This is a genomic window from Actinomadura luzonensis, from assembly GCF_022664455.2.
Classification (GTDB): Bacteria; Actinomycetota; Actinomycetes; order Streptosporangiales; family Streptosporangiaceae; genus Nonomuraea; species Nonomuraea luzonensis.
The window spans coordinates 283,406-308,483 of the sequence record NZ_JAKRKC020000003.1; the positions used below are offsets into that span (position 1 = coordinate 283,406).

Sequence of the window (25,078 nt, forward strand, 5' to 3'; positions counted from 1 at the left end):
GACGGCCGCCGCGCGGGCCGTCAGGGGTCAGTGCCCCCAGCCGGGCCGGTACGACTCCTGCGTCTGCACGTTGAGCCGGTCGGTCCTGACGTGCCGGGCGCTGTCGGTCAGCCGGTCGTCGATCTTGACCACGTCCAGCCCCTCGTGGAAGTCGGCCGCGTAGATGTAGCCGTTGTAGTAGTAGGCGGACCAGATCCCGCCGCCGCCCCCGGCGGACCGGGGACCGCGCTCGAAGTAGCCGATCTCCCTCGGGTGCGCGGAGTCGGTGAAGTCCCAGACCGACAGGCCGCCCATGTACCAGGCCTGGACCATGATGTCGCGGCCCTTGACCGGGATCAGCGAGCCGTTGTGCGCGACGCAGTTCTCGCTGTCGGCCTGGTAGCGCGGGATCTTGAAGTAGCTCTTGAAGACGAGCTGCCCGCGCTCGATCTCGTAGATGGCGTCCGCGCCGTGGGTCGGCCCGGTCGCCTCGTTGCAGGTGGCCTGGCCGCCGCCGCCGAGCTCGTCGGTGAAGACGACCTTCCTGGCGTCGTTGCTGAACGTGGCCGAGTGCCAGAAGGCGAAGTTCGGGTCGGTGATGCGGGCGGTGACCACCGGGTTGAGCCGGTCGCGGATGTCGAACAGCACGCCGTCGCCCATGCAGGCGCCCGCCGCGATGTCCTTCTCCGCGTACGCGGTGATGTCGTGGCAGCCGCTGGTCGGCACCAGCAGCCCGGGCTGGGTCTCGTTGCCGCCGTCGGGGAAGACGACCGGGGTGGCCGCGACGGCCGCCTCGGCGGGGTCGCGCAGCGGCACCTTGATGATCGAGATCTTGTCGTGCGGCGGCTGGCAGTCGGGGAAGGTGCTGCTCGGGTTGTACGACGACACGTAGACGTAGACGTTCTTCGTCCGGTCACGGCCCTTGCCCGGCACCAGGGTCAGGGTGTGGGAGCCGCAGTTGGTCTCGACCGACTTGATGTACTTCGGGGCGGACTTGTCGGAGACGTCGAAGATGCGGACGCCCTCCCACGCCTCCTTGTGGTCGGCGGTCAGCGCCGTGCTGTTGCAGGAGTCGTCGCTGCGCGAGGAGTCGACGGCCGTGAACAGCAGGTCGCCGTACACGCTGACGTCCATCTGCGAGCCCGGGCAGACGACGGAGCTGACCGGCGTGGCCTTCTTCGGGTCGCGGACGTCGTAGATGGAGAAGCCGCCGTAGTTGCCGACGTAGGCGTAGCCGTCCTGGAAGGCGATGTCGGTGTTGATGGTGGTGGCCAGCGGGGCCGGCTTGGGGATGTTGAGCACGTGGGTCACGTTCGGGCTGGTGACCACGGTGTCGGCGGGCGGGATGTCGGCGGCCGTCGCGGGGGTCGCGCTCAGCGATAAGGCGAAGGCCGCCGCGACCGCCACGAGGGCGCGGCGCGGGATCGTCACTCGGGAGCCTCCTTGCTCGGGCATCAGTGGCCGTGCCCGTGGCCGTGGCCGGGGTAGGACGCCTGCGACTGCACGTTGAGCCGGTCGGTCCTGACGCTGCCGGCCTGGTTGGTCCGCGGGTCGTTGATCTTCAGGACGTCGAGGCCGAGGTTGAAGTCGGAGCCGTAGATGTAGCCGTTGTAGTAGTACGCCGACCAGAAGCCGCCGCTGAGGGCCGGGGCGGTGTTGTCCGGGCCGCGCTCGAAGTAGGCGATCTCCTGCGGGTGGGCCGAGTCGGTGAAGTCGACCACCGAGATGCCGCCCTGGTACCACGCCTGCACCATGATGTCGCGGCCCTTGACCGGGATGAGCGAGCCGTTGTGGGCGACGCAGTTCTCGGTGTCGGCCTGGTGGCGGGAGATCTTGAAGTAGCTCTTGAAGACGAGCTGCCCGCGCACGATGTCGTAGTACGCGTTGGCGCCCCGGTTCGGGCCGATGGCCTCGTTGCAGGTGGCGCGGGTGCCGCCGCCGAGCTCGTCGGTGAAGATCACCTTCGTGCCGTCGTTGTTGAACGTGGCCGAGTGCCAGAAGGCGAAGTTGGTCTCGTCGCGCACCTGGGCGGTCACCCGGGGCCGCTCGGGGTCGCGGATGTCGAGCAGGATGCCGTCACCCATGCAGGCGCCCGCGGCGATGCCCTTCTCCGGGTAGGCGGTGATGTCGTGGCAGCCGGTCGTGGCCGACTTGCTGTCGGGGTAGGTGCCGGGGACGCCGCCGAAGCCGCCGTCGGGGAACAGGTTCGGCGTGGCCACCACGGTCGCGGCCGTCGGGTCGCGCAGCGGGACCTTGATGATCGAGATCAGGTCGTGCGGCGGCTGGCAGTCCGGGAACGCGGCGCTCGGGCTGTAGGAGGAGACGTAGATGTAGACGTTCTCGCCCCTGCGGTCGGGCACCAGCGTGTGGGTGTGGGAGCCGCAGTTGGTCTCGACGGACTTGATGTACTTCGGGGCGGACTTGTCGGAGATGTCGAAGATGCGCATGCCCTCCCACGACTCCTTGACGGAGGCGGGCTGCGAGGTGCTGGCGCACGAGTCGTTGTTGCGCGAGGAGTCCACGGAGCCGAACAGCAGGTTCCCGTACACGCTGACGTCCATCTGGCCGCCGGGGCAGACCACGGAGCTGACCAGGGAGGTCTTCTTCGGGTTCCTGATGTCGTAGATCGAGAAGCCGTAGTAGTTGCCGACGTAGGCGTAGTCGCCCTGGAAGGCCATGTCCGTGTGGATGTCGGCGAGCGCTTCGGGCTTCGGCACGTTGAGCACGTGCTTGATGTTCGGGCTCATCACGATCTCGCCGGGAGCCGGGATGTCCGCGGCCTGGGCGGGCAGGGCGGTGCCCGCCAGGGCCACAACCGCCGCAAACAGGATGAGGGCCCTGCGGGGGCTTAACAACGGTCAATCCTCCTATAAAGGGAGCGTAAATTGCCGTCATCTTCGCCCGTCAGGGCCTCCGGGAGCCAGCGTCCAACCTGTCAATTTTTGTTCCTGTTTGCCCTCTTTCAATCCCCGTGTTGATGACCTAGAGTGCGCATGCTCGACAACATCAGTCAGGGAGGCTGGGTGCGCTCGGCGCTCAACGTCATCGCAGTCACACTGATCGTCCTCTCCGGCTGTTCCTCCGGCCCACCGCCGGCCCCGCGCGCCGACGCGACCGCGCCCGTGCTCGCCCCCGGGCGGCCCGGCGAGCAGGCGAGGACGCTCGCCCCCTCCGAGGCGGCCACCGCCGTGCCCTCCTCCACCCCGAACGCCGCCGACGTCACCTACGTCCAGGACATGATCGTGCACCACCGCCAGGCCCTCGACATGGCGCTGCTGGCCCCCAACCGGGCCCGCTCGGCCAAGGTCAAGAGCATGGCCGAGCGCATCAAGGCCGCCCAGGGCCCGGAGATCCAGTTCATGACGGGCTGGCTGCGCGAGCAGGGCCAGAAGGAGCCCGACCACCACGCCGCCCACGACGGCATGCCCGGCATGGCCACGCCCGAGCAGCTCGAGTCGCTGAAGGCGGCCACGGGCACGGCCTTCGACCGGCTGTTCCTGCAGCTCATGATCAATCACCACCTGGGCGCGATCAAGATGTGCGAGCAGGTGCTGAGCACCGGCTCGCACCAGCGCATCGAGGAGCTGGCCAGCGAGGTCAGCGTCGAGCAGAGCGCCGAGATCCGCCGCATGCAGCAGATCGGCGGCGAGCTGCCGCCGGGCTAGCCGCCCGGGCGAGGAGCCGCCCGGCCGGCAGCCCGGGCGAGCCGCCGCCGGGTCAGGAGCCCACCCGCCAGGAGTGCAGGTAGTCCTCCTGCTCGCCGGTCAGCCGGTCGATGCCGATGCCGGCGGCGGCCAGCTTGAGCCTGGCCACCTCATGGTCGATCTCCTCCGGCACGTCGTACACGCCGGGCTCCATGCCGGACCGCTCGGCGGCCAGCCACTCCACGGCGAGGGCCTGCGCGGAGAACGACATGTCCATCACCGCCGCCGGGTGGCCCTCGGCCGCGGTCAGGTTGACCAGCCGGCCCTCGGCCAGCAGCAGCAGGCGGCGGCCGTCGGGCATGACGTACTGGTCGGTGTTGGGGCGCACGCCGCGCTGCACCTCGGCGGCCAGCTCGTCGAGCGCCCGGACGTCGATCTCGACGTCGAAGTGGCCGGCGTTGGCCAGGATCGCGCCGTCCTTCATGACCGACAGGTGCTCGGCCCTGATCACGTCGCGGTTGCCGGTGACCGTCACGAACAGGTCGCCGAGCAGCGCGGCCTGCGCCATCGGCCGCACCTCGTAGCCCTGGAGGGTGGCGTCGAGCGCCTTGACCGCGTCGATCTCGCACACGATCACCCGCGCGCCGAAGCCCTTGGCCCGCTCGGCCACGCCGCGCCCGCAGTAGCCGAACCCGGCCACGACCACCGTGCGGCCCGCCAGCAGGGTGTTGGTGGCCCGCATGATGCCGTCGAGGGTGGACTGGCCGGTGCCGTAGCGGTTGTCGAACATGCGCTTGGTGCGCGTGTCGTTCACCGCCACGACCGGGAAGCGCAGCGCGCCCTCGGCGGCCATCTGGCGCAGCCGGATGATGCCGGTCGTGGTCTCCTCACAGCCGCCGCTCACCCGCTCCAGCAGGTCGGTGCGCTCGGTGTGCAGGATGTTGACCAGGTCGCAGCCGTCGTCCAGCACGAGGTCGGGCCCGAGGTCGAGGGCCTGGTGGATGTGCCGGTAGTAGGCGGCCCGGTCGACCCCGGCGCGGGCGTGCACGCCGATCCCGTACGCCCGCAGCGCCTCGGCCACGTCGTCCTGCGTGCTCAGGGGGTTGGAGGCGGCCAGGGCGATCTCCGCCCCGCCCGCCTGCAGGGCCCCCATGAGCACGGCCGTCTCGGCGGTGACGTGCAGGCAGGCCGCGACTCTCAGCCCGTCGAGCGGCCGTTCGAGCGCGAACCGCTCGCCGATCGCCGTCAGCACCGGCATCGAGCGCGCGGCCCACGAGATCTGCCGCTCACCGCTGTCCACGGTCGTGATCAGTAGCGGTAGTGGTCGGACTTGTACGGGCCCTCGACGTGCACGCCGATGTAGGCGGCCTGCTCCTTGGTCAGCTCGGTCAGCTTGACGCCGAGGGCGTCGAGGTGCAGCCGGGCGACCTTCTCGTCGAGGTGCTTGGGCAGGGTGTAGACGCCGATCGGGTACTCGGCGGTCTTGGTGAACAGCTCGATCTGCGCGATCACCTGGTTGGTGAACGAGTTGGACATGACGAAGCTGGGGTGGCCGGTGGCGCAGCCCAGGTTCATCAGCCGGCCCTCGGCGAGCACGATGATCGAGTGGCCGTCCTCGAAGACCCACTCGTCGACCTGCGGCTTGATGTTGTTCTTCACGATGCCGGGCAGCTTGGCGAGGCCGGCCATGTCGATCTCGTTGTCGAAGTGGCCGATGTTGGAGACGATCGCCTGGTGCTTCATCCGCGCCATGTGCTCGGCGGTGATGATGTTGAAGTTGCCGGTGGCGGTGACGAAGATGTCGGCGATGCCGACGACCTCGTCGAGCGTGGTGACCTGGAAGCCGTCCATGGCCGCCTGGAGGGCGCAGATCGGGTCGATCTCGGTGACGATCACCCGGGCGCCCTGGCCGCGCAGCGCGTCGGCGCAGCCCTTGCCGACGTCGCCGTAGCCGCAGACCACCGCGACCTTGCCGCCGATGAGCACGTCGGTGGCGCGGTTGAGGCCGTCGATGACGGAGTGGCGGCAGCCGTACTTGTTGTCGAACTTCGACTTGGTGACCGAGTCGTTGACGTTGATGGCCGGGAAGAGGAGCTGGCCGTTCTTGTGCATCTCGTACAGGCGGTGCACGCCGGTGGTGGTCTCCTCGGTGACGCCCTTGATGCTCTCGGCGATGCGCGTCCACCGCTTGTCGGCGCCGACCGTGCGGGTGAGCAGGTCGACGATGACGTGCCACTCCTCAGGGTCGTCGGCCGTGGCGGGCGGCACGGCGCCGGCCTTCTCGTACTCGGCGCCCTTGTGGACGAGGAGCGTGGCGTCGCCGCCGTCGTCGAGGATCATGTTGGGGGCGTCGCCGCCCGGCCAGGTGAGCGCCTGCTCGGTGCACCACCAGTACTCCTCCAGCGTCTCGCCCTTCCAGGCGAAGACCGGCACGCCCTGCGGGTCGTCCGGGGTGCCGTCGGGGCCGACGACCACCGCGGCGGCGGCGTGGTCTTGCGTGGAGAAGATGTTGCAGCTCACCCAGCGCACCTCGGCGCCCAGGGCGACCAGCGTCTCGATGAGGACGGCGGTCTGGATCGTCATGTGCAGGGAGCCCATGATCTTCGCGCCGCGAAGGGGCTGGGAGGCCGCGTACTCCTTGCGGACCGCCATCAGGCCGGGCATCTCGTGCTCGGCGAGCCGGATCTCCTTACGGCCGAAGTCGGCAAGTGAAAGGTCTGCGACCTTGAAGTCCATGGGGTTTCCCCTCGCGCTGCCGGATGATGTGTCCTGAGAAGTCTAGGCCGCCCCGGACGGCGGTCGCATCCGCAGGACGCCGAAACTGACGTAAGAATGTAAGGATGCGCATCACGGAAGCGGCCAGGCGGCTCGGCATGTCCCCGCGAATGCTCCGGTACCGGGAGGCCCTGGGGCTGCTGCCCCCCGTGCGCGAGCAGGGGGCGCACCGGCGGTTCGGGCCGGAGGAGCTGGCCGCGGTCGCGCAGGGGGTCGAGCTGGAGAAGCGCTTCGACGTCTCCCCGGCCGAGCTGGCGTTCGCGCTGCGGGTGCTGAGCGAGCCCGCGGTGGCGGCGGCCGTCCGCGACCTCGGGGTGCGGATCGGGCGCATCCCGGCGCCGCGCCGGGCCCTCGACTTCGAGAAGGAGAAGGCCCTGCGGCTGCTGCGCCCGGCCGGCCCGTCAGGTCGGTGACGGCGCTTCCACGGTGAGCTGCTGGGCCAGCCACGGCAGCGCCTGCGGCAGCTCCCTGTTCCACGTGTTGAAGTTGTGACCCCCGCTCGGCAGGATCAGCGACGAGGCGCGCATCGGCGGACGCACCGCGGCGAGGAAGCGCTCCGTGGACCTGTAGTCCGCCTCGCCGCGCCTGCTGGTGGTCACCAGCACGCTGATCGGCGGCGCGGGCAGGTGCGCGAGGCGCCACATGAGGTCGTTGCGGTCGGCGAGCCGCCTGTCGCCGCGGAAGAGGTCGCCCGTGGTGCCGTCGAGAATCGTCCTGTAGTAGCCGGACAGCGAGACGGCCGCGCTGAACGCGTCAGGATGGCTCATCGCGATCTTCAGCGCGCAGTAGCCGCCGGTCGAGCCGCCCAGGATGCCCCAGGAGTCACGCCCCGGCGCGACCCGGAAGTGGTCGATCATCTGCCGGCGGACGTCCCTGGCGAAGTACTCCTGCACCTGCGGCCCGCGCGGCACGTTCACGCACTCGGTGTCGCGCGGCAGCACCACGCTGGGCCGCATCATGACCAGGATCGTGGGCTTGACCTGGCCCTGGCCGATCGCGAGCGCCAGCCGGCCCGGCAGGTCGAGACGGGTCATGAGGTTGCGGGGGTCGCCCGGGTAGCCGGTCAGCGAGATGATCGCGGGGAAGCGCCGGGCCCGGTCCTTGAAGAACGCCGCCGGCAGGAAGACGTAGGCCTCCTCGCTCAGGCGGGTGCTGGGGCCGGGCATGACGACCTGCTCGACGCGCCCGCCCGGCACGTCCCGGGTGCCGAGCACCTGCAGCCCGGCGCCGGCCGGCGTGATCGGCGCGGTCGAGGTGTCCGTCCCCAGCAGGTCGCTCCAGGAGCCGTAGAAGTCGAAGTACGCGTTCACGGCCAGGCCGAGCGCGAACAGCGTAAGCGCCTGGCACACCACCAGCGCGCCCACGCGGCCCGTGACGGCCCGCCAGCCCGCGGCGCCGAGCCGCGGCCACAGCCACACCGTCGCCGCCAGGGCCGCCAGCGCGAGCCCCGCGACGGTCACCATCAGTCCCCCCGAGGTGAGTTCCATGGAGACCGGCATACCTGTCCGTCAGTAAGCCGTGAGTTAACGCACCGATTAACCGTTCCGGGGTTCACTGAACCGTGTGAGGCGTTCCTGGGTTCCCGCCGCGGCGGGGTACGCGAGCGCGGCCATCGGGCTGCTCGACATCGGCAAGGCCGTCTTCCCGCACTTCGAGCGGAGCCGGATGGGCGAGTGGTCCGACCTGCTGCCCGGCATCGTCACCACCGTGGTCCGGGCGTCGTCGCTGGTCGTCGGGATCTTACTGGTCATGATCGCGCACGCGCTGCGGCGCGGGAAGGTGCGCGCCTGGCGGGCGGTCGTGGTGCTGCTGCCGGTCAGCGCCGCCATGAGCGCCGTCCACCTGCGTCCCGGCGCCGCGGCGGTCTCGCTGGCGCTGCTGGCCGGGCTGGTGGCCGGCCGCCGCGAGTTCTCCGCGCTGCCCGACCCGCGCTCGCGCTGGCACGCCCTCGGCAACCTGCTCGCGCTCGGGACCCTCGACGTGGGGCTCGGCTACCTCATCGTCAGCGCCCGGCCGCGGGCGCTCGCCGGGCATCCCGGCACGCTCGACCGGCTGGAGCACGTGGTGCTCGGGCTGGCCGGGATGGAGGGGCCGGTCACGTTCGTCTCCTCGCGGGTGTCCGACCTGGTGTACTTCTCGCTGCTGGCGCTCGGCACGCTCACCGCCGTCAGCACGCTCTACCTGGCGCTCCGGCCGTCCCGGCCGGTGGCCGAGCTGAGCGAGCAGGACGAGGCGCGGCTGCGCGCGCTGCTGGCCCGGCACGGCGAACGCGACTCGCTCGGCTACTTCGCGCTGCGGCGGGACAAGAGCGTGCTGTTCTCTCCGTCCGGCAAGGCCGCGGTCGCCTACCGGGTGGTGTCCGGGGTGATGCTGGCCAGCGGCGACCCCATCGGCGACCGGGAGGCGTGGCCGGCGGCGATCCGGGCGTTCATGACCGAGGCGCGGCGGCACGCCTGGGTGCCCGCCGTGATCGGCTGCGGCGAGACGGCGGGCGAGGTGTGGACCCGCACGGCCGGCATGTCCGCCCTGGAGATCGGCGACGAGGCCGTCGTCGAGGTGGCCGACTTCACGCTGGAGGGCCGGGCCATGCGCAACGTCCGGCAGATGGTCAACCGGGTCGAACGGCTCGGCTACACCTGCCGGGTGAGCCGCGCCGCCGACCTGCCCGGCGACGAGCGCGACCGGATCAAGCAGGCGGCCGACGCCTGGCGCGGCACCCAGACCGAGCGCGGCTACTCCATGGCGCTCGGCCGCTTCGGCGACCCCGCCGACGCCGACTGCCTGGTGACCACCGCGCACCGGGACGGCGAGCTGAAGGCGGTGCTGCACTTCGTCCCGTGGGGGCCGCACGGCGTCTCGCTGGACCTCATGCGCCGCGACCGGGCCGCCGACCCCGGGCTCAACGAGCTGCTGATCGTCAGGACCCTCCAGGCGGCGCCGGGGCTGGGGCTCACGCAGGTGTCGCTGAACTTCGCCATGTTCCGGGCCGCGCTGGCGCGGGGCGAACGCCTCGGGGCCGGGCCGGTGCTGCGGGCCTGGCGCGCGCTGCTGGTCTTCCTGTCGCACTGGTTCCAGATCGAGTCGCTCTACCGGTTCAACGCCAAGTTCCGGCCGATCTGGGAGCCGCGCTTCGTGGTCTACCCCAACGCCCGCGACCTGCCGCGGATCGGGGTCGCGGCGTTGCAGGCCGAGGCGTTCATCACGCTCGGCCGGCGGCGGGGCGAGCGGCGGGCGGCGCACCGGCTGCGGTGGCCGGGGCCGCTCGCCCTGCCGATCAGCGGCCTGACCCGCAGGCGCTCGGCCTGACGGGGACGGGACGAGGGCGTGACGGGGGCGCGGTCAGTTCGAGGCGGGGGTGCGCAGCCGGTCGAGGTCGGGCTCCAGGTAGATGACCCGGGCGATCGGCACCGCCTCGCGGATGCGCCGCTCGGCCTCGTCGATGCCGCGCGCCACGTCGGCCGCCGTGTCGTCGCGCTCCACCGCGATCTTGGCGGCGACCAGCAGCTCCTCGGGGCCGAGGTGCAGGGTGCGCATGTGGATGATGCGCGCCACCTCGGGGGCGCTCTCCAGCGCGGTGCGGATGCGGGCCTCGTCCTCGGTGGAGGCGCCCTCGCCGACCAGCAGCGACTTGGTCTCCATGGCCAGCACGACCGCGATGACGGCGAGCAGCACGCCGATCATCAGGGTGCCGATGCCGTCCCAGACGCCGTCGCCGGTGATGACCGCCATCGTGACGCCGAACAGCGCGAAGATCAGGCCGAGCAGCGCGCCCAGGTCCTCCAGCAGGATGACGGGCAGCTCGGGGGCCTTGGCCCGGCGGACGAACGACACCCAGGACTGGTCGCCGCGCACCCCGTTCGACTCCTTGATGGCGGTGCGGAACGAGAAGCCCTCCGCGATGATCGCGAAGATCAGCACCGCGAACGCCCAGATCGGCGCCTCCACCTGGTGCGGATCGGCGATCTTGTGAACGCCTTCGTAGATCGAGAACGCGGCGCCGATCGTGAACAGCACGACGGCCACCACGAAAGCGTAGAAATAACGCTCGCGCCCGTAGCCGAACGGATGCTCCTTCGTGCTGGCCCGCGCCGCCCGCTTGCCGCCGATCAGCAGCAGCACCTGGTTGCCCGAGTCGGCGACGGAGTGAATGCCCTCCGCCAGCATCGACGACGACCCGGTGAACGCCGCCGCCACGAACTTGGACACGGCGATGGCCAGGTTCGCGGACAATGCCGCAATGATCGCTTTTGTTCCGCCGCTCGCGCTCACCGGTCTTCTCCACTCATAGAGATCACATACTTAAGGCTCGGAAGGGGATCCTATTGGGAGATTCTTGCCTTGAGCTCAGTGATCGCTGACACAGGGGTCGGATCGATGCCGTAACCCAGCGCCAGATAGGCGCTGGCGTAGTCGCCGAGCCCGATGAGCGAGGCCATCCGCTCCAGCGGGTGCGTGCCCTCGGCGGTCAGCTCGGTGACCGGCACGTCACGGTCGCGGGCCAGCCGGAGCGTCACCTCGCGCTGCCGCGTCACCTGCGGGTGCTCCTCGACGTCGCGCAGCAGGACGAGCCGGAGCGTGCGGGAGGAGGTGTCGGCGAAGATGTCGCGCTCGGCCAGCGGCCCGTCGAAGGCGGCCACCTGGTTGTGCCCCGCCTCGGGCAGCTCGCCGTAGATCGCCGGATATTTCGCGTTCGCGTTGAGCTGGCCGGCCAGCCGGATCGCCGCCGCGCGGGTGGCCGCCGAGGTGCCCCAGATCACCGGCACGCTCTCGGCGAGGTCCAGCGCGAGAGCCTTGCCGGGGTTGATGAAGGAGTCGCTGGACGGGCGGCACCGGTGCGCCAGGTCCTCCAGCGAGCGCGCCACCCGTTCGAACAGGTCGTCCTCGACCGGCACCAGCCGCAGCGCCGCCGCGGCCACGATCGGCGGGATCGCCAGCAGCCACAGGTTGGCCCGCGACTGCCCGCGCGCCGGCACCGCGACGTAGAGCGCCGACGCCTGCACGGCGATCGCCTCCAGCGGCGAGCCCGCGGGGCCCACGCCGAGCAGCGTGCAGCCGCGCCGCACGGCCTGCGTGGCGACCGACACCGTCTCCTCGGTGTCGCCGGAGCCGGACACGGCGATGACCAGATCGGTCGCGCCCACCCAGCCGGGGAGCTGGTAGGAGCGCAGCGTCACGATCGGCAGCGGCACGCCGGAGCCGGCCACCGCCGCGAGCATGTCGCCCGCGATGCCCGAGCCGCCCATGCCCGCCACCACGATCGCCCTGGGCCGCCCGTGGGCGGCCAGCCGGTCGAGCGGGGCCTCGGCGGCCACCCGGTGGCCGGTGCGGACGTGGGCCGCGGACGCGGCCACCGCCGGCAACATGCCGGAGGGGTCGGCCTCGCTCAGATGAGCCTGGTCGTCGAGCCGGTCCGGCTCCCAGGTCACGGCTTCCTGGCCTCGTCGACGAGCAGGACGGGGATGTCATCCCGGACGGGGTAGACCAGGCCGCAGCCCGTGCAGGCCAGCTCCTCGGCCTCGGCCTCGGCGCGCAGGGGCGCCTTGCACGCCGGGCAGGCCAGGATCTCCAGCAGCCAGTCGTCGATCTTCACACTGACACCCTTCCCACGATGGCGAGGACCTCGTCCTTGATCGCCGTCATCTTGCTCTCGTCGGCCGCCTCGGCGTTGAGCCTGAGCAGCGGCTCGGTGTTGGACGCCCGCAGATTGAACCACCAGTCGGGCGCGGACACGGTGAGCCCGTCGAGTTCGTCGACCTCGCCCCGGCCCGCGAAGCCCTCGCGCACCAGCCGCAGCGCCTCCCCCTGGTCGGAGACGGCGCTGTTGAGCTCGCCCGAGGCGTGGTAGCGCGAGTAGGCCGCCACGACCTCCGACAGCGGCCGGTCCTGGCCGCCCAGCGCGGCGAGCACGTGCATCGCCGCCAGCATGCCGGAGTCGGCGAACCAGAAGTCGCGGAAGTAGTAGTGGGCCGAGTGCTCGCCGCCGAACACCGCGCCCGTGCGCGCCATCTCGGCCTTGATGAACGAGTGGCCCACGCGCGTGCGCACCGGGACGCCGCCGTGCTCGCGGACGATCTCGGGCACCCCGCGCGAGGTGATCAGGTTGTGGATGACCGTCGCGCCGGGATGCTTGGCCAGCTCGCGCACCGCCACCAGCGCCGTGATCGCCGACGGCGAGACCGACTCGCCCCGCTCGTCGACCACCCAGCACCGGTCGGCGTCGCCGTCGAAGGCGAGCCCGAGGTCGGCCCCGCTGTCGCGCACCGCGCGCTGCAGGTCGACGAGGTTCTGCGGCTCCAGCGGGTTGGCGTCGTGGTGCGGGAAGGTGCCGTCGAGCTCGAAGTAGAGCGGCGTCAGCTCGACCGGCAGGCCCTCGAACACGGCCGGCACGGTGTGCCCGGCCATGCCGTTGCCCGCGTCGACGACCACCTTGAGCGGCCGGACCGCGGACAGGTCGACCAGCGTGCGCAGGTGGCCCGCGTAGCCGGTGAGCAGGTCCTTCTCGATCAGCGACCCGGACGCGGCCCCGACGCCGCCGACCAGCTCGGCGGCGCGGTCGCGGATCTCGGCCAGCCCCGTGTCGCTGCCGATCGGCACCGCGCCCGCGCGGCACAGCTTCATGCCGTTGTACTGGGCGGGGTTGTGGCTGGCGGTGAACATCGCGCCGGGCAGGCCGAGGCTGCCGCTGGCGTAGTAGAGCAGGTCGGTCGAGCCGAGCCCGGCGTGGACGACGTCGGCGCCGCGCGCGCGGGCCCCGCGGACGAACGCCTGCGACAGCGGCGCCGACGACTCGCGCATGTCGTGCGCCACCACGACGGAGTCGGCGCCGGTCAGCTCGACGAAGGCCGCTCCCACGGCCTCGGCGATCGGCTCGTCGAACTCGTCGGGCACCACCCCGCGAACGTCGTACGCTTTGAAGATCTTGGCGAGGTCGCCCACTGCAGCTCCGCCCTCAGGTCGTTCCTCCGTGTACGACGAGCCTACCGGTCGCGGTGCTGCTGAGCCGACCGCAGAACGCGCAGGTGCCCGCGCCGCCCCACCTCGACGCCCTGGCCGACCGGCTCGCCGCCGCCGGACGGGGCCGGCCGCGCGGCCTCCCTGACGGCGTTGGCCAGCGCTTCGAGGTCGTCGGAGCTGGGCGAGGCGCCGTCGGTGGGCAGGCGCACCACTTCCCAGCCGCGGGGGGCGGTCAGCCGCTCGGCGTGTTCGGCGCACAGGTCGTAACAGTGTGGCTCCGCGTACGTCGCCAGGGGGCCGAGAACAGCGGTCGAGTCGGCGTATACGTACGTGAGCGTGAAGACGGCAGGCTGGCTGCAAGCGGTGCGGGAACAGCGGCGGACGGGGCTCACGGAGGGACCGTATCTGGTAAGAGTGCGAGGCGCCACTATCTGAGCGCTCTTAACGAGCGTGTCGCCACAATTCGGACACCTGTCGCAGCCTTTCCACCCACATGCCCCGATGACGCCACCCCGCACAACCTGCCGGGATCGCCGGACGGCCCGCCCGGAGGGTGCACAAAAGGATCACCACATGGCTACCCCCCGCCCCGCGCGGCCACGAGGATCACTCACGGAACCGGCCCCGCCGCCCCGGGCCCCGGCGGTGCGTCCCCTTACACTTACCGTGTGACACCAAAGCGCGGTCCCAGACGGCGCGACCGCCACGGTCGTGGCCTGCGCGGCCCGCTCGCCCCCTCCCACGTCCCCATGGCCAAGTCGCGCAGCGAACGCTTCGACGACCTCGTCCTCGACGCCGTCGACCGGCTCCGGCCGCGCTGGGAGCGCCAGCTCTCGGCGGTGGAGTTCGCGGTCGAGGACGTGCCGCCGCTGAGCGAGCTGGGCGACGGCCCGCGCCTGACCTCCGACCCGATCCCCTTCGGCCGCGCCGACGCCGCCGACGGCCAGAGCCCGGCCGCGGTGGTGGTCTACCGGCGCCCGCTGGAGGCGCGCGCCCGCGACCGCGACACGCTCGGCGCGATGGTCCACGACACGGTCGTCGAGCAGGTCGCCACCCTCCTCGGCCTCTCCCCCGAAACCGTCGACCCCGGCTACGACGACCGCCGCTGACCGATGAGTTCCCGCCCGCCCCCCGGTCCCTCCTTCACGACAGCCGGACGAGGAGGAGCCATGGAGCTGGACGAGAGGTTCACCGCGACGTTGGTGCGCAGCGAGGGCAAGGGCGGGTGGACGTACGTCGTGATGCCCGGATCGGCCGAGTTCTTCGGGACGCGCGGGCTGGTCAGGGTGCGCGGCACCATCGACGGGCATCCGTTCCGCGCCTCGTTCATGGCGCTCGGCGACGGCACCCACAAGCTGCCGGTGAAGGCCGGGCTGCGCGGGCTGCTCGGCAAGGAGGCGGGCGAGGCGGTGAGCGTGCACCTGCTGGAGCGGGTCACCTGACCACGAGCGGGGTGTCCGCGAGCGGCGGCAGCAGGGTCCACACGCGGGCCGGGGCCAGCGGCTGGGCGGTGAGCAGGAGGCCGTCCTTCCGCCGCTCCTCCAGCACCCGGCCCCCGTAGACCTCGCCGGCGACCGGCGTGACGACCACCGCGAAGTCGCCGCGGGCGGTGAGCCGGACGCTGCGGGTCCGGTTCGCCGGGACGTCCACGTCGAGGGCGGGCCCGGCGGCGCCCTTGCCGGGCACCACCTGGACCCGGACCTTGCCCGGGGCCGTCCCCACGGCCGTGAGCACCAGGCGGGAGCCCGCGCCGTTGGCGGCCACCGCGCTGCCCAGCTCCAGGGACGGCGTGCCGGCGGTGAAGGCGACGTCCTGGTGCTCGCCGGTGCCGGTCATGACGAACCCGGCCACGATCGGCACGTCCGAGGTGAGCACGAGGGCCGCGGAGGAGGCGGCGAGGCCGGTGGTGACGTCCGCCGCGACGACGCCCCCGGCCGGGACGTCCAGCGACTCCCGCCCGCGCATCGCGTACTCGGCGTCCTCGCTGACGGCCCGCACCCGCACCGTAGCGTCCGTCTCGCCGGGCGCGGCGACGACGAGCTCGCGGCCCCCGCCGCCGCCCGGGATGCCGGGGACGACCACGCGGGTGGCGGGCGCGGCGGCCGCGGGGATCCAGTCCACACCGCCGCTCTCCAGGACGGCGCGGGCGGAGACCGCCACCCGGCCGAAGACGGTGGTGACGCTGACGGCGACGATGTCGGCCGACGGCGCGAGCGTGCGCAGGTCGATGGCGCGGCTCCCGCCGGGCGCGATCTCCAGCCCCACGCCCTTGTCGCCGGAGACCGGCCCCTCGGGGGCGTGCACCTGGACGTCCACCAGGGCGGGCGCCTTGTCGGCGTTGACCAGGTGCAGGACCACCGAGGCGTCCGCCGGGCCGGGGCCGAGCAGCCAGGTGGCGGGCGCGGGCTCGGTGCAGCGGACGCCGGCCAGGCCGCGGGCGGCGCCGCGCGTGACGCGGCTGGTGTAGCCGGCCTCCAGCGCGCCGGGGCCGTTGGTCACGTACGGCTCGCCGCTCTCCATCGTCTCGTGGGACAGCGCGCCGGGCAGGTAGACGCCGACCCGCTCGCCCTTCGTGCCGGGGCAGACGGCGGTGACCGCCTCCACCGGGACCTTGCGCGGAGCGGCGGAGGCGGGGGCGGCCGGGGCGGGGCGGGTGATCCAGGCGATCCCGTACAGGGCGGCCAGGACGGCGGTCACCACCGCGAGGAGGCCGAACCTGTTCTCGACGAAGGCCCTCACGACGCCCTCGCCGCGAGGAGGGGCGCGGCCGGCGCGGGCTCGGCCGGGGCGTCCTGCGGGCTCTCCCGCCGTCCGGGGGCGGCCAGGACCAGCATGACCAGCACCATCGCGCCCTGCGCCCACAACCACGGCTTGTGCAGGACGCTCTCCGGCTGCGCCGGCACCCGGGTCACCGGCTCGGCCAGCCGCCACAGGCCGCCCGACTCCGACAGGCTGAGGCGTTCCAGCGAAGGCTGCGAGTCGAGCGTCCTGGCGAGCCGGGCGGAGACGGGCGGGGCCACCGCGATCATCGCGATGCCGTGCTGGGCCAGCGTGGCGGCGTCGCCGCCGCGCCCGCCGACGAGCCCCTGCGCGGCGGCGGTCACCCGGGCGGCGGCCTCGGCGGGGACGGGCAGCTCGGCCTCGCCGAGCAGCGGCGTACGGCGGTGCAGCACGGTGAACGCCGCCCCCCTGACCACGAGGGTCCGCTCGCCGTGCGTGCTCCGGGCGGCCGCGAGGGCGGGCAGCACGTCGGGGGCGTCGCCGGTCAGCGGGCCGCGTACGCCGGTGTAGACCCACCAGCCGGCGGCCAGCAGCGGCGTGCTGAAGGCCAGCGCCACCGCCGCCGTCGCGCCGAGCCGCCGCAGCCCGCCCCCGGCGCGCAGCCCGGCCAGGCGGTGCGCGGTCAGGGCGACGAGCACCACGAGCCCGGTGCCGGCGAACGCCAGCGGCACTCCCGGCCAGCCCCGCGTCCCGCCGACCGGGATCCGGCTGACCAGGATCGCGGTCAGCACCCCGTACAGGGCGACTCCCCACCCGAGGGCGACGATCATCCGCTGGCGGCGCATGAGCAGCGCGGCCAGCGCCGTCGCGAGCAGGCCCGCGGTCACCCAGAACGGCGGCAGGCCGGGCCCGCCCGGGCTGAGCGTGAGCAGCGCCTCGGGCGCGAGCGAGGCGTCCGCCAGGGCGGGGTCGTGCAGCCCGGCCTCCAGCAGCAGCCGGCCCGGGGCGGCGACGAGCGTGGCCAGCCAGGGGAACAGCAGCGCCACCGGCACCAGCAGCGCGACGGCCACGGACGTCACCACCCCCGGCCGCCGCCACACCGCGAGCGCGGCCCCGGCGAGCAGCGCGACCATCGGGTACGTCAGCGGCACGAACGCCGTCCCCACGGCCAGCAGCAGCCCGAGCGCCCAGGCGGCGCGGCGGGCGCGGCGCGGCTCGGCGGACAGCACGCTCGTCGCGAGCGAGGCGTAGACCGGCACCAGCACGAACACCACCGCCGTGCCGAGCCGCCCGGCCGCGATCGCGCCGGTCGCGACGGGCAGCAGCGCGTACGTGCCGGCCGCCCAGGCCCGCGCGGGCACCGCCGGGATGACGTGCCGGGTGGCCAGGTACGCGGTGGCCCCGGCGAGCGGCACCGAGCCGAGCAGCAGCACCGTCACGGCGAGCCAGGTCTTGCCGAGCGCCAGCGTGGACAGGGCGGCGACGACCGCGACGTAGGGCGGCGCCCAGGCGTCCGAGCCGAGGCCGACGCCGTCGTGGAAGCCTTCGGTGTAGAACGCCCACAGCTCGCCCGCGCTCCCGGACACCGGCACCAGCGCGCCTCCGCCGAGCCGGTCGCCGAACAGCAGGGAGCGCTCGGCCACCAGCGAGACGGCGGCCAGGGCGAGCATGAGCACGACTCCGGGCCGCGACAGGAAGCGCTTGACGGCCCCGCTGTCGGCCGGGACGAGCGCGTGCTCGTCGTCGTCCTCGGTGGCGGCCGGGGCGTGGTGGTGGCGGCCGGCGGCCTCGACGGGGGTCTCGCCGGCGAGGAAGCTCTGCACCATGTCGGCCAGCCGCCGGTAGGCCGCGCCCGGAGGGGTCATCAACCGCTTTATGCGGATATATCCCCTCTTGCGGCCGTGGCGGCGGGCGCGCCGCGCCCGGGCCAGCCGCAGCGGGTGCACCAGCACCGACCCCATGGCGACCAGCTCGTCCAGCGCGTTCGCCGGCTGCTTGCCCAGGACGAACAGCAGCGCCCGGAAGAACGAGCCCAGCACGTTGCGCAGCAGCGCCCAGAGCATCGCGCGGAAGGGCAGGTTCGCCATGACCACGAAGATCGCGTTGCGCCGGTCGAGCCGGCGCGGATGGTCGCCGCTCACCGTGATCCGCCGCCGGCGGCGGGCCGCCGCCTCGGCGTGCCAGGCCACGGCGGCGGTCGCGACCAGCACCTTGTGGCCGGCGTTGCGGACCCGCCAGCACAGGTCGAGGTCGTCGCGGAACAGCGGGAGGAACGGGTCGAGCCCGCCCACGGCCTCCCACACGTCGCGCCGGACCAGCATGCCGGCCGTGGAGACCGACATCACCTCGCGGACGCCGTCGTGCTGGCCCTGGTCGAACTCGTGCGGCTCGAGCCCGGTGTCCCTGCGCCCGGTGCGGCCCACCGTGACGCCCGCCTCCAGCAGGCGGCGGCGGTCCAGCCAGTCGCGCAGCTTGGGGCCGACGACGGCGGCCTTCGGGTCGTGCGCGACCGCGCCGAGCAGGGCCTCCAGCGCCCACCGGTCGGGGGCGCAGTCGTCGTGGAGCAGCCAGACCCACTCGTCGGGGCCGGCGGACGGCAGGCGGCCGAGCGCGTCGGCGACGGACTCGGCGAAGGCCGTCGAGCGGGGCAGGGAGATCACGTTGCCGCGGCCGAGCGCCTGGGCGAGCAGGTCGGCCGAGCCGTCCCTGCTGCCGTTGTCGACGCCGATCACGCGGTCGGGCCTGCGGCTCTGGCTCACCAGCGCCCGCAGCGTCTCCCCCAGCCAGCGTCCGCCGTCGTGCGCGACGACGACCACGGTGACGTAGGGACGGGACATGTGCAGGTGACTCCTGGGGGGATGGTCAGGCGGGCCCACCATACATGTCAGAGCTGTCAGAAGATGCGCAAAAGGGTCACGTGGTCGTCCCACGTGACCCTTCCGCCTCTATGTCAAACGGCCTGGCGCTTGATCCTCCTGCGCTCCCGCTCCGACAGCCCACCCCAGATGCCGAACCGCTCATCGTGCTCGAGTGCGTACTCCAGGCACTCCGCACGGACCTCGCACGATCGGCAGACCTTCTTGGCCTCTCGGGTCGAGCCGCCCTTCTCCGGGAAGAACGCCTCCGGATCCGTCTGCGCGCACAACGCGCGTTCCTGCCAGCCAAGTTCTTCAGCGTCAAGCTGATCCTGTGCGATGACCGGATCGGTCACTGCACACCTCCCTGCCGCCCGCCCGCAATGGAGCCCCCCATGGACGCCTTCCTTATTACCCACCCACGGGAAGGCGTAACAACATGGTTGTAATTACACGCGCGTGCGCTGTCCGGCGTCAAGCGGCATGCAGGTATCCGGGGAAAGACCAGATCTCGCCCCGGTGTGCTTGGCATGTGATGTTCTCGCCCGGACGAACCCGCCCTTTCGGGGGCTCGACCTGGGGTCGCGCAACCTGTCAGCGGTCCGAACCGTACCAGGGCGGTATAGAGGCCCGCCCGTGGCCCACCTTCTCTCTAGCCGTTCCTTGCCGGTCCGTTACCTGCGGGGCTCGTTGGGGGTGTATATGGCAGTGGGGTTGATCGGGTCGTCGCCCGGACGGCGCTGGTCGCCGTCGAGGGCGTCGCCCCGCATCGCCGAGGGGTCCAGGCGCACCGTCGACTCGCCCTGCGCCTCGCCGCCCGGCCAGCCGGGGGTCGCGGGCGCGGCCGGGGCCTGGTGGGCCGGCTGGTACGGGCGCGGCTCGTAGCCGCCCTGCTGGGGCTCGTACGGGGCCTGGGACTGCGGGTGACCGAACGTGTAGTCGGGGACGCGCAGGTCAGGGGTGGTGCCGGCGGACGACTGGTACGTCTCCGCCTGCTGGTAGGCGTCGAGGAGCTGCTGGGAGCGCGGGTCCACGGGCGGGTCCGGCTCCTGGTACGACGGGGCCTGGCCGGCGCCTCCCGCGTACTCGGCGCCCGAGTACCCGGTGAACGGGGTGCCGCCCTGCTGGGGCTGGTCGAACGCGCTCTGCCCGTAGTACGGCTGCTGCGGCTGCTGCGCCGGCGGCTGGAACGGGACGCTCGGGGCGGTGTCGCCCGTCGGGTAGGACTGATCGCTGGGGGTGGCGAAGGAGTCCGGGGGTGCGTACGGGTTCGGGCTCGGGTGGCCGTAGAGGCTCGGCTGGCTGTCCGCAGGGACGTACGGGGCGGGCTGGTACTCCTGGGCGGGCGGGGTGTTGTACTCCTGCGGCGCGGGCGTCGCGTAGTCCGTGGCCGGCGGCGGGGTGGCGTAGTCGAGGGACGGCGCGGGGGTGGCGTAGTCGAGGGACGGGGCCGGGGTGGCGTAGTCCGGGGCCGGGGTCGCGTAGTCGGTGGATGGGGCCGGGGTCGCGTAGTCAGGGGCCGGGGTCGCGTAGTCGGGGAGGGCGTGGGCGTGGGCGGGGGCCGGGCGGTCCACGGTGGGCGCCGTGTCGGCGGGCGCGTAGGCGTGCTGCCCGAACGGCTGCTGGTCCTGGCCGGCGGCGAAGCCGGGGTTCGTGCCGTAGCCGGCGTCCTGGCCGGGGTTGGCGCCGTAGCCGGCGTCCTGGCCGCCGCCGGGGCCCTGCGGGGGCGCGTACGGCGAGTCGGGCCGGCCGAAGCCCTGCTGCTGGTCCTGCGGCGCGGCCGGGAGCGCGCCCCTGACCTGGGGGTGCGGCTGCTCGGCGGCCTGCTGCGGCTGGGGGGCGTAGGCGGGCTGCTGCGGGTCGGCGGGCGGGGCGTACGGGCCGGGGGCGGCGTGCTGGCCCGACAGGGGCTGGGCCGCCATGGGCTGGGGCTGGGCGGGCGCGGCGTGCTGCCCGGACGGCGGCTGCTGCCCGTACCCGCCGGGCCCGTGCTGGACCGGGCCGCCGGGCATCGGCGGCTGCTGGGGCATCGGGTGCTGCCCCGAGGGCGGCTGCTGGCCGTAGCCGGCGGCGGGCGCGGGCTGGTCCTGGGGGCCGAAGCCGGGGACGGGCGCGTCCTGGGGGCCGTAACCGGGCTGCTGCTGGCCGGACGGCGCCTGCTGGCCCATCGGCGGCTGCTGCCCGTGGCCGGGGCCCGGCTGCGGCTGGCCGAACGCCTGCTCGGGCTGTCCGCCGAAACCGGGCTGCGGCTGCCCGAACTGCGGCTGCCCGAACTGCGGGTGGTGGTAGACCTGCGCGACCGGCCGGGCGGGCAGCACCTGCGGCAGGAGGTACACGAGCGCGACCGCCGTCAGCGCCAGCCGGGGCGCGCCCAGCAGCACGAACTCCACGGTCGAGCGCGCCCCGTCCCCGGCGAACAGCCCGAGCAGCAGCGACAGCATCCCGAACACGGCGGCGAGCAGCAGCCCGACGGCCGCCCCGTACGTGATCGGCTTGGCCTTGTCCGACGGCGTGCCGACCTTCGTGACCAGCAGCACCGCGCCGAGCAGCAGCGCCGTGACGACCGGGTCGGTGAGGCCGAAGAAGTTCGAGGCGGCCCGGCCGGTGAAGGACGAGCCGGAGGACGAGCCGATCAGGAGATGGCCGATCGTCAGCACCACGCTCACGAGCCCGGCCACGAGCATGATCCAGGCGGCCGGCTCCCGCAGCCGCGCAACGTCAAGTTTGCTCACAAGTACCCCCATCGGACCCTTTGGCCCGAAGGGAGTTTGCCACATCGTCAAGTCAGGCGTCGGGCGTCCCACCAACCCCTTACATCTCAATTCGGCCTATACCTGCAAGTACGCGGTTGCAGCCGGTGAAAACCAACTCCCCCGCCCGGGCTTGTCGGAGCCCGGTGAAAGACTGAGGCCCATGCACATCGTGTCACTCGCCGGCGGCATCGGCGGCGCCCGTTTCCTGCGCGGCCTGCGCGCCACCGAGCCGGACGCCACCATCACCGTGATCGGCAACACGGGCGACGACATCACGCTGTTCGGGCTGCGGGTCTGCCCCGACCTCGACACCGTCATGTACACCCTGGGCGGCGGCATCGACGAGGAGCAGGGCTGGGGCCGGGCCAAGGAGTCCCACGTGGTCAAGGAGGAGCTGGCCGCGTACGGCGTGGAGCCGCAGTGGTTCGGGCTCGGCGACCGCGACTTCGCCACCCACATCGTGCGCTCGCAGATGCTGGAGGCCGGCTATCCCCTGTCGCAGATCACCCAGGCGCTGTGCGCGCGCTGGCAGCCCGGCGTGCGCCTGCTGCCGATGACCGACGACCGCTGCGAGACGCACGTGGTGATCGAGGACGAGCGCGGCAGGCGCGCGGTGCACTTCCAGGAGTGGTGGGTGCGGCTGCGCGCCTCGGTGCCGGCGCGGTCGTTCGCGCTGGTGGGGGTCGACACCGCCAAGCCCGCGCCGGGCGTGCTCGACGCGATCAGGCAGGCCGACGTCGTCATCCTGCCGCCGTCCAACCCGGTGGTCAGCATCGGGACGATCCTCCAGGTCCCGGGCATCCGCGAGGCGCTGCTGCCCAAGACCGTCGTCGGCGTGTCGCCGATCATCGGCGGGGCGCCGGTGCGCGGCATGGCCGACGCCTGCCTGACGGCCATCGGCGTGGAGACCACCGCGCAGGCGGTGCTGGAGCTGTACGGCGCCGACCTCGTCGACGGCTGGCTCGTGGCCGAGGAGGACTCCGGCGTCGCGCTCGACGGCGTGCGGGTCGTGTCCCGCCCGATCCTCATGCATGACGCCGAGGCCGCCGCCGGCATCGCCCGTACCGCCCTCGACCTGGCCCTGGAGCTGTCCCGATGAGCGATTCCCCGCAGCCCGCCACCCTTGAGGTGATCCCCGTCGAGGGCATCGGCGAGGTGCGGGCCGGCGACGACGTCGCGGCCCTGCTGTCCGGCGCCGGCCTGCGCGACGGCGACATCGTCGTCGTCACCTCCAAGATCGTGAGCAAGGCCGAGGGCCGCGTCCGCCGCGCGCCCGACCGCCGCCAGGCCATCGAGGACGAGACCGAGCGGGTGGTCGCCCGGCGCGGCGACACCGTGATCGCCCAGACCCGGCACGGCTTCGTCATGGCCGCCGCCGGGGTCGACGCCTCCAACACCGATCCCGGCACCGTCCTGCTCCTGCCGGAGGACCCGGACGCCTCGGCCCGGCGCATCCGGGCGGGGCTCGGCGTGCGGGCGGGCGTGATCGTCTCCGACACCTTCGGGCGGCCGTGGCGCAACGGGCTGACCGACGTGGCGATCGGCGCGGCCGGGGTGCGGCCGCTCGACGACTTCCGTGGCCGCTCCGACGCCTACGGCAACGAGCTGAACGTCACCGTGACGGCGCTCGCCGACGAGATCGCGGCGGCGGCCGAGCTGGTCAAGGGCAAGCTCGCGGGCGTGCCGGTGGCGATCGTGCGCGGCCTGGCCCACCTGGTCACCGACGAGGACGGCCCGGGTGCCGCGCCGCTGGTCCGCCCGGCCGACGAGGACCTGTTCCGGCACGGGTCGCGCGACGTCGTCTTCGCCCGGCGGACGATCAGGGAGTTCGCCGACCGGCCGGTCGACCCGCAGGCCGTGCGCCGGGCGGTGGCGGCGGGCATCGCCGCGCCCGCGCCGCACCACACCACGCCCTGGCGGTTCGTGCTGGTCGAGTCGCCCGAGACGCGCGTCAAGCTGCTCGACGCCATGCGCGAGGCCTGGATCGAGGACCTGCGGGGCGACGGGTTCGGCGAGCAGTCGATCGCCAAGCGGGTGCGGCGCGGCGACGTGCTGCGCAACGCGCCCTACCTGGTCGTGCCGTGCCTGGTGATGGAGGGCTCCCACACCTACCGCGACGACCGGCGCAACGCCGCCGAGCGCGAGATGTTCGTGGTGGCGACCGGGGCCGGGGTGGAGAACTTCCTCATCCAGCTCGCCGTCGAGGGCCTGGGGTCGGCGTGGGTGTCGTCCACGATGTTCTGCCGCCCGGTGGTGCGCGCGGTGCTCGACCTGCCGCCGGCGTGGGACCCGATGGGCTGCGTGGCGGTCGGGCACCCGGCCGCGCCGCCGCGCGACCGGGCCCCGCGCGACCCTGCCGACTTCGTCCTGACGCGCTGACCCGGGGAGTGCGGCCGGGTCAGGGACCATTTACCGTTAGGAAACTTTCCTTTACATTTGGAGCATCCCCCCATGTAAAGGAGCCGCTTCCATGCGAAGGATGCTCACGTTAGTCGCCGTGGCGGTGATCGCCGTCGCCGCCACGGTCTTCAACACCGGCCCCGCCCTGGCCCACGGGTACGTCAACGCGCCGCCCAGCCGCCAGGCCAACTGCGCGGCCGGCAAGGTGCCCGACTGCGGCAACATCATCTACGAGCCGCAGAGCGTCGAGGGCCCGAAGGGGCTGCGCACCTGCAACGCCAACCTGTCGCAGTTCGCCCAGCTCAACGACGACAGCAAGCCGTGGCCGGTCGCCTCGGTGGGCACCACGGTCACCTTCACCTGGACGTTCACCGCCCGGCACGCCACGGCCAACTACGAGTACTACATCGGCAACACCCGGGTCGCCGTGTTCGACGGAGGCGGGCAGCAACCGCCCGCGACGGTCTCGCACACGGTCAACCTGTCCGGCTTCACCGGCCGCCAGAAGGTCCTCGCGATCTGGAACATCTCCGACACCACCAACGCCTTCTACTCCTGCATCGACCTCCAGGTCGGCGGCGGCGGCAACCCCAGCCCGACGCCCACCCCGACCGTGACCCCGACCCGCACGCCCACCCCCACCCCGACCGCCACGCCCACCACCAGCCCGTCCGGCACGTGGCGCGCCGGCGTCGCCTACGCGGTCGGGAACACCGTCACCTACAACGGGGTGACCTACCGCTGCATCCAGGCCCACACCTCCCTGGCCGGCTGGGAGCCGCCCAACGTCCCGGCCCTCTGGCAGCGCGTCTGACCCTCCCGGGAAGGGGACGCCCCACCCAGGCGCCCCCTGCCCCCGAGCGGGTCCGCGCCGGCCCGCCGCTGGACGGACGGCCGTCCCAGGCGAGGGGCCCTCCGGACGAGACACACCGTCCACGGAGCGGCACCCCGCCCGGCGGAGGGAGACGAGAGGCGCTTCGAGCGAGAGCCCGCCGTC

22 protein-coding genes are annotated in these 25,078 nt (G+C 72.9%); 8 read left to right on the forward strand and 14 right to left on the reverse strand.

Annotated elements, in window-relative coordinates; all coding sequences use genetic code 11:
- Positions 1–27: 27 nt before the first annotated feature.
- Positions 28–1,434, reverse strand: a complete 1,407-nt coding sequence (locus tag MF672_RS46370; protein ID WP_407654816.1) for an LVIVD repeat-containing protein — start codon at positions 1,432–1,434, stop codon at positions 28–30.
- Positions 1,434–2,792, reverse strand: coding sequence for an LVIVD repeat-containing protein (locus MF672_RS46375; RefSeq protein ID WP_407654817.1), 1,359 nt, complete (start codon positions 2,790–2,792; stop codon positions 1,434–1,436). The genes MF672_RS46370 and MF672_RS46375 overlap by 1 nt, the downstream gene beginning before the upstream one ends.
- A gap of 180 nt (positions 2,793–2,972) precedes the next feature.
- On the opposite strand from MF672_RS46375, the gene MF672_RS46380 reads away from it, so the two are divergent.
- The gene (locus MF672_RS46380) at positions 2,973–3,644 is read left to right on the forward strand and encodes a DUF305 domain-containing protein (RefSeq protein WP_242374927.1); all 672 of its coding nucleotides are present in this window, start codon (positions 2,973–2,975) and stop codon (positions 3,642–3,644) included.
- Positions 3,645–3,696: 52 nt separating this feature from the next.
- On the opposite strand, the gene MF672_RS46385 is transcribed toward MF672_RS46380, so the two are convergent.
- A complete protein-coding gene (locus MF672_RS46385; RefSeq protein ID WP_407654818.1) occupies positions 3,697–4,923 on the reverse strand; it encodes an adenosylhomocysteinase in 1,227 nt (408 codons plus the stop codon).
- 8 nt (positions 4,924–4,931) lie between these two features.
- On the reverse strand, positions 4,932–6,359 hold the full coding sequence (ahcY, locus tag MF672_RS46390) for an adenosylhomocysteinase (RefSeq protein WP_242374926.1): 1,428 nt from the start codon (positions 6,357–6,359) through the stop codon (positions 4,932–4,934).
- A 104-nt stretch (positions 6,360–6,463) separates the two neighbouring features.
- Here ahcY and MF672_RS46395 point away from each other — a divergent pair, with 104 nt between their 5' ends.
- Positions 6,464–6,811, forward strand: coding sequence for a MerR family transcriptional regulator (locus MF672_RS46395; RefSeq protein ID WP_242374925.1), 348 nt, complete (start codon positions 6,464–6,466; stop codon positions 6,809–6,811).
- Here MF672_RS46395 and MF672_RS46400 read toward each other — a convergent pair.
- On the reverse strand, positions 6,800–7,885 hold the full coding sequence (locus MF672_RS46400; protein ID WP_242374924.1) for an alpha/beta hydrolase: 1,086 nt from the start codon (positions 7,883–7,885) through the stop codon (positions 6,800–6,802). The two genes, MF672_RS46395 and MF672_RS46400, sit on opposite strands and share 12 nt — an antisense overlap.
- Positions 7,886–7,961: 76 nt before the next feature.
- On the opposite strand from MF672_RS46400, the gene MF672_RS46405 reads away from it, so the two are divergent.
- Complete coding sequence (locus MF672_RS46405) at positions 7,962–9,704, forward strand: phosphatidylglycerol lysyltransferase domain-containing protein (RefSeq protein ID WP_242374923.1); 1,743 nt, start codon at positions 7,962–7,964, stop codon at positions 9,702–9,704.
- Positions 9,705–9,737: 33 nt separating this feature from the next.
- Here MF672_RS46405 and MF672_RS46410 read toward each other — a convergent pair whose 3' ends face one another.
- The 5 genes from MF672_RS46410 to MF672_RS46430 are packed head-to-tail and all read right to left on the reverse strand — an operon-like array spanning position 9,738 to position 13,744.
- Positions 9,738–10,667: a cation diffusion facilitator family transporter gene (locus tag MF672_RS46410; protein WP_242374922.1), complete on the reverse strand. Its 930-nt coding sequence runs from the start codon at positions 10,665–10,667 to the stop codon at positions 9,738–9,740.
- Between the two features lie 50 nt (positions 10,668–10,717).
- On the reverse strand, positions 10,718–11,824 hold the full coding sequence (locus tag MF672_RS46415) for an SIS domain-containing protein (RefSeq protein ID WP_242374921.1): 1,107 nt from the start codon (positions 11,822–11,824) through the stop codon (positions 10,718–10,720).
- Positions 11,821–11,988, reverse strand: a complete 168-nt coding sequence (locus MF672_RS46420; protein ID WP_242374920.1) for a Trm112 family protein — start codon at positions 11,986–11,988, stop codon at positions 11,821–11,823. Before MF672_RS46420 ends, MF672_RS46415 begins: the two co-directional genes overlap by 4 nt.
- Positions 11,985–13,334, reverse strand: coding sequence for a phosphomannomutase/phosphoglucomutase (locus tag MF672_RS46425; RefSeq protein WP_242374919.1), 1,350 nt, complete (start codon positions 13,332–13,334; stop codon positions 11,985–11,987). The genes MF672_RS46420 and MF672_RS46425 overlap by 4 nt, the downstream gene beginning before the upstream one ends.
- A 41-nt stretch (positions 13,335–13,375) precedes the next feature.
- The gene (locus MF672_RS46430) at positions 13,376–13,744 is read right to left on the reverse strand and encodes a DUF3499 domain-containing protein (protein ID WP_242374918.1); all 369 of its coding nucleotides are present in this window, start codon (positions 13,742–13,744) and stop codon (positions 13,376–13,378) included.
- Between the two features lie 276 nt (positions 13,745–14,020).
- Between MF672_RS46430 and MF672_RS46435 the strand changes: the two genes are divergently transcribed.
- Both MF672_RS46435 and MF672_RS46440 read left to right on the forward strand, forming a co-directional pair.
- On the forward strand, positions 14,021–14,461 hold the full coding sequence (locus MF672_RS46435) for a metallopeptidase family protein (protein ID WP_242374917.1): 441 nt from the start codon (positions 14,021–14,023) through the stop codon (positions 14,459–14,461).
- Positions 14,462–14,521: 60 nt separating this feature from the next.
- A complete protein-coding gene (locus tag MF672_RS46440) occupies positions 14,522–14,794 on the forward strand; it encodes a DUF1905 domain-containing protein (protein WP_242374916.1) in 273 nt (90 codons plus the stop codon).
- On the opposite strand, the gene MF672_RS46445 is transcribed toward MF672_RS46440, so the two are convergent.
- The 4 genes from MF672_RS46445 to MF672_RS46460 all read right to left on the reverse strand — a co-directional run bounded on the left by MF672_RS46445 (position 14,787) and on the right by MF672_RS46460 (position 21,660).
- Positions 14,787–16,091 (reverse strand): DUF5719 family protein, encoded by a 1,305-nt coding sequence (locus MF672_RS46445; RefSeq protein ID WP_242374915.1) that lies wholly within the window; start codon positions 16,089–16,091, stop codon positions 14,787–14,789. The genes MF672_RS46440 and MF672_RS46445 overlap by 8 nt on opposite strands.
- Positions 16,088–18,910, reverse strand: a complete 2,823-nt coding sequence (locus MF672_RS46450; RefSeq protein WP_242374914.1) for a glycosyltransferase family 2 protein — start codon at positions 18,908–18,910, stop codon at positions 16,088–16,090. The genes MF672_RS46445 and MF672_RS46450 overlap by 4 nt, the downstream gene beginning before the upstream one ends.
- A 113-nt stretch (positions 18,911–19,023) precedes the next feature.
- Positions 19,024–19,284 (reverse strand): WhiB family transcriptional regulator, encoded by a 261-nt coding sequence (locus tag MF672_RS46455; protein WP_020546325.1) that lies wholly within the window; start codon positions 19,282–19,284, stop codon positions 19,024–19,026.
- A gap of 318 nt (positions 19,285–19,602) precedes the next feature.
- Positions 19,603–21,660: a hypothetical protein gene (locus MF672_RS46460; RefSeq protein ID WP_242374913.1), complete on the reverse strand. Its 2,058-nt coding sequence runs from the start codon at positions 21,658–21,660 to the stop codon at positions 19,603–19,605.
- Positions 21,661–21,841: 181 nt separating this feature from the next.
- On the opposite strand from MF672_RS46460, the gene cofD reads away from it, so the two are divergent.
- From cofD to MF672_RS46475, 3 genes are all read left to right on the forward strand, one after another.
- Entirely contained in the window at positions 21,842–22,780 is a 939-nt protein-coding gene (gene cofD, locus MF672_RS46465; RefSeq protein ID WP_242374912.1) for a 2-phospho-L-lactate transferase, read from the forward strand.
- The gene (locus tag MF672_RS46470) at positions 22,777–24,060 is read left to right on the forward strand and encodes a coenzyme F420-0:L-glutamate ligase (protein WP_242374911.1); all 1,284 of its coding nucleotides are present in this window, start codon (positions 22,777–22,779) and stop codon (positions 24,058–24,060) included. The genes cofD and MF672_RS46470 overlap by 4 nt, the downstream gene beginning before the upstream one ends.
- Positions 24,061–24,151: 91 nt before the next feature.
- Positions 24,152–24,895: a lytic polysaccharide monooxygenase gene (locus MF672_RS46475; protein WP_242374910.1), complete on the forward strand. Its 744-nt coding sequence runs from the start codon at positions 24,152–24,154 to the stop codon at positions 24,893–24,895.
- Positions 24,896–25,078 lie beyond the last annotated feature (183 nt).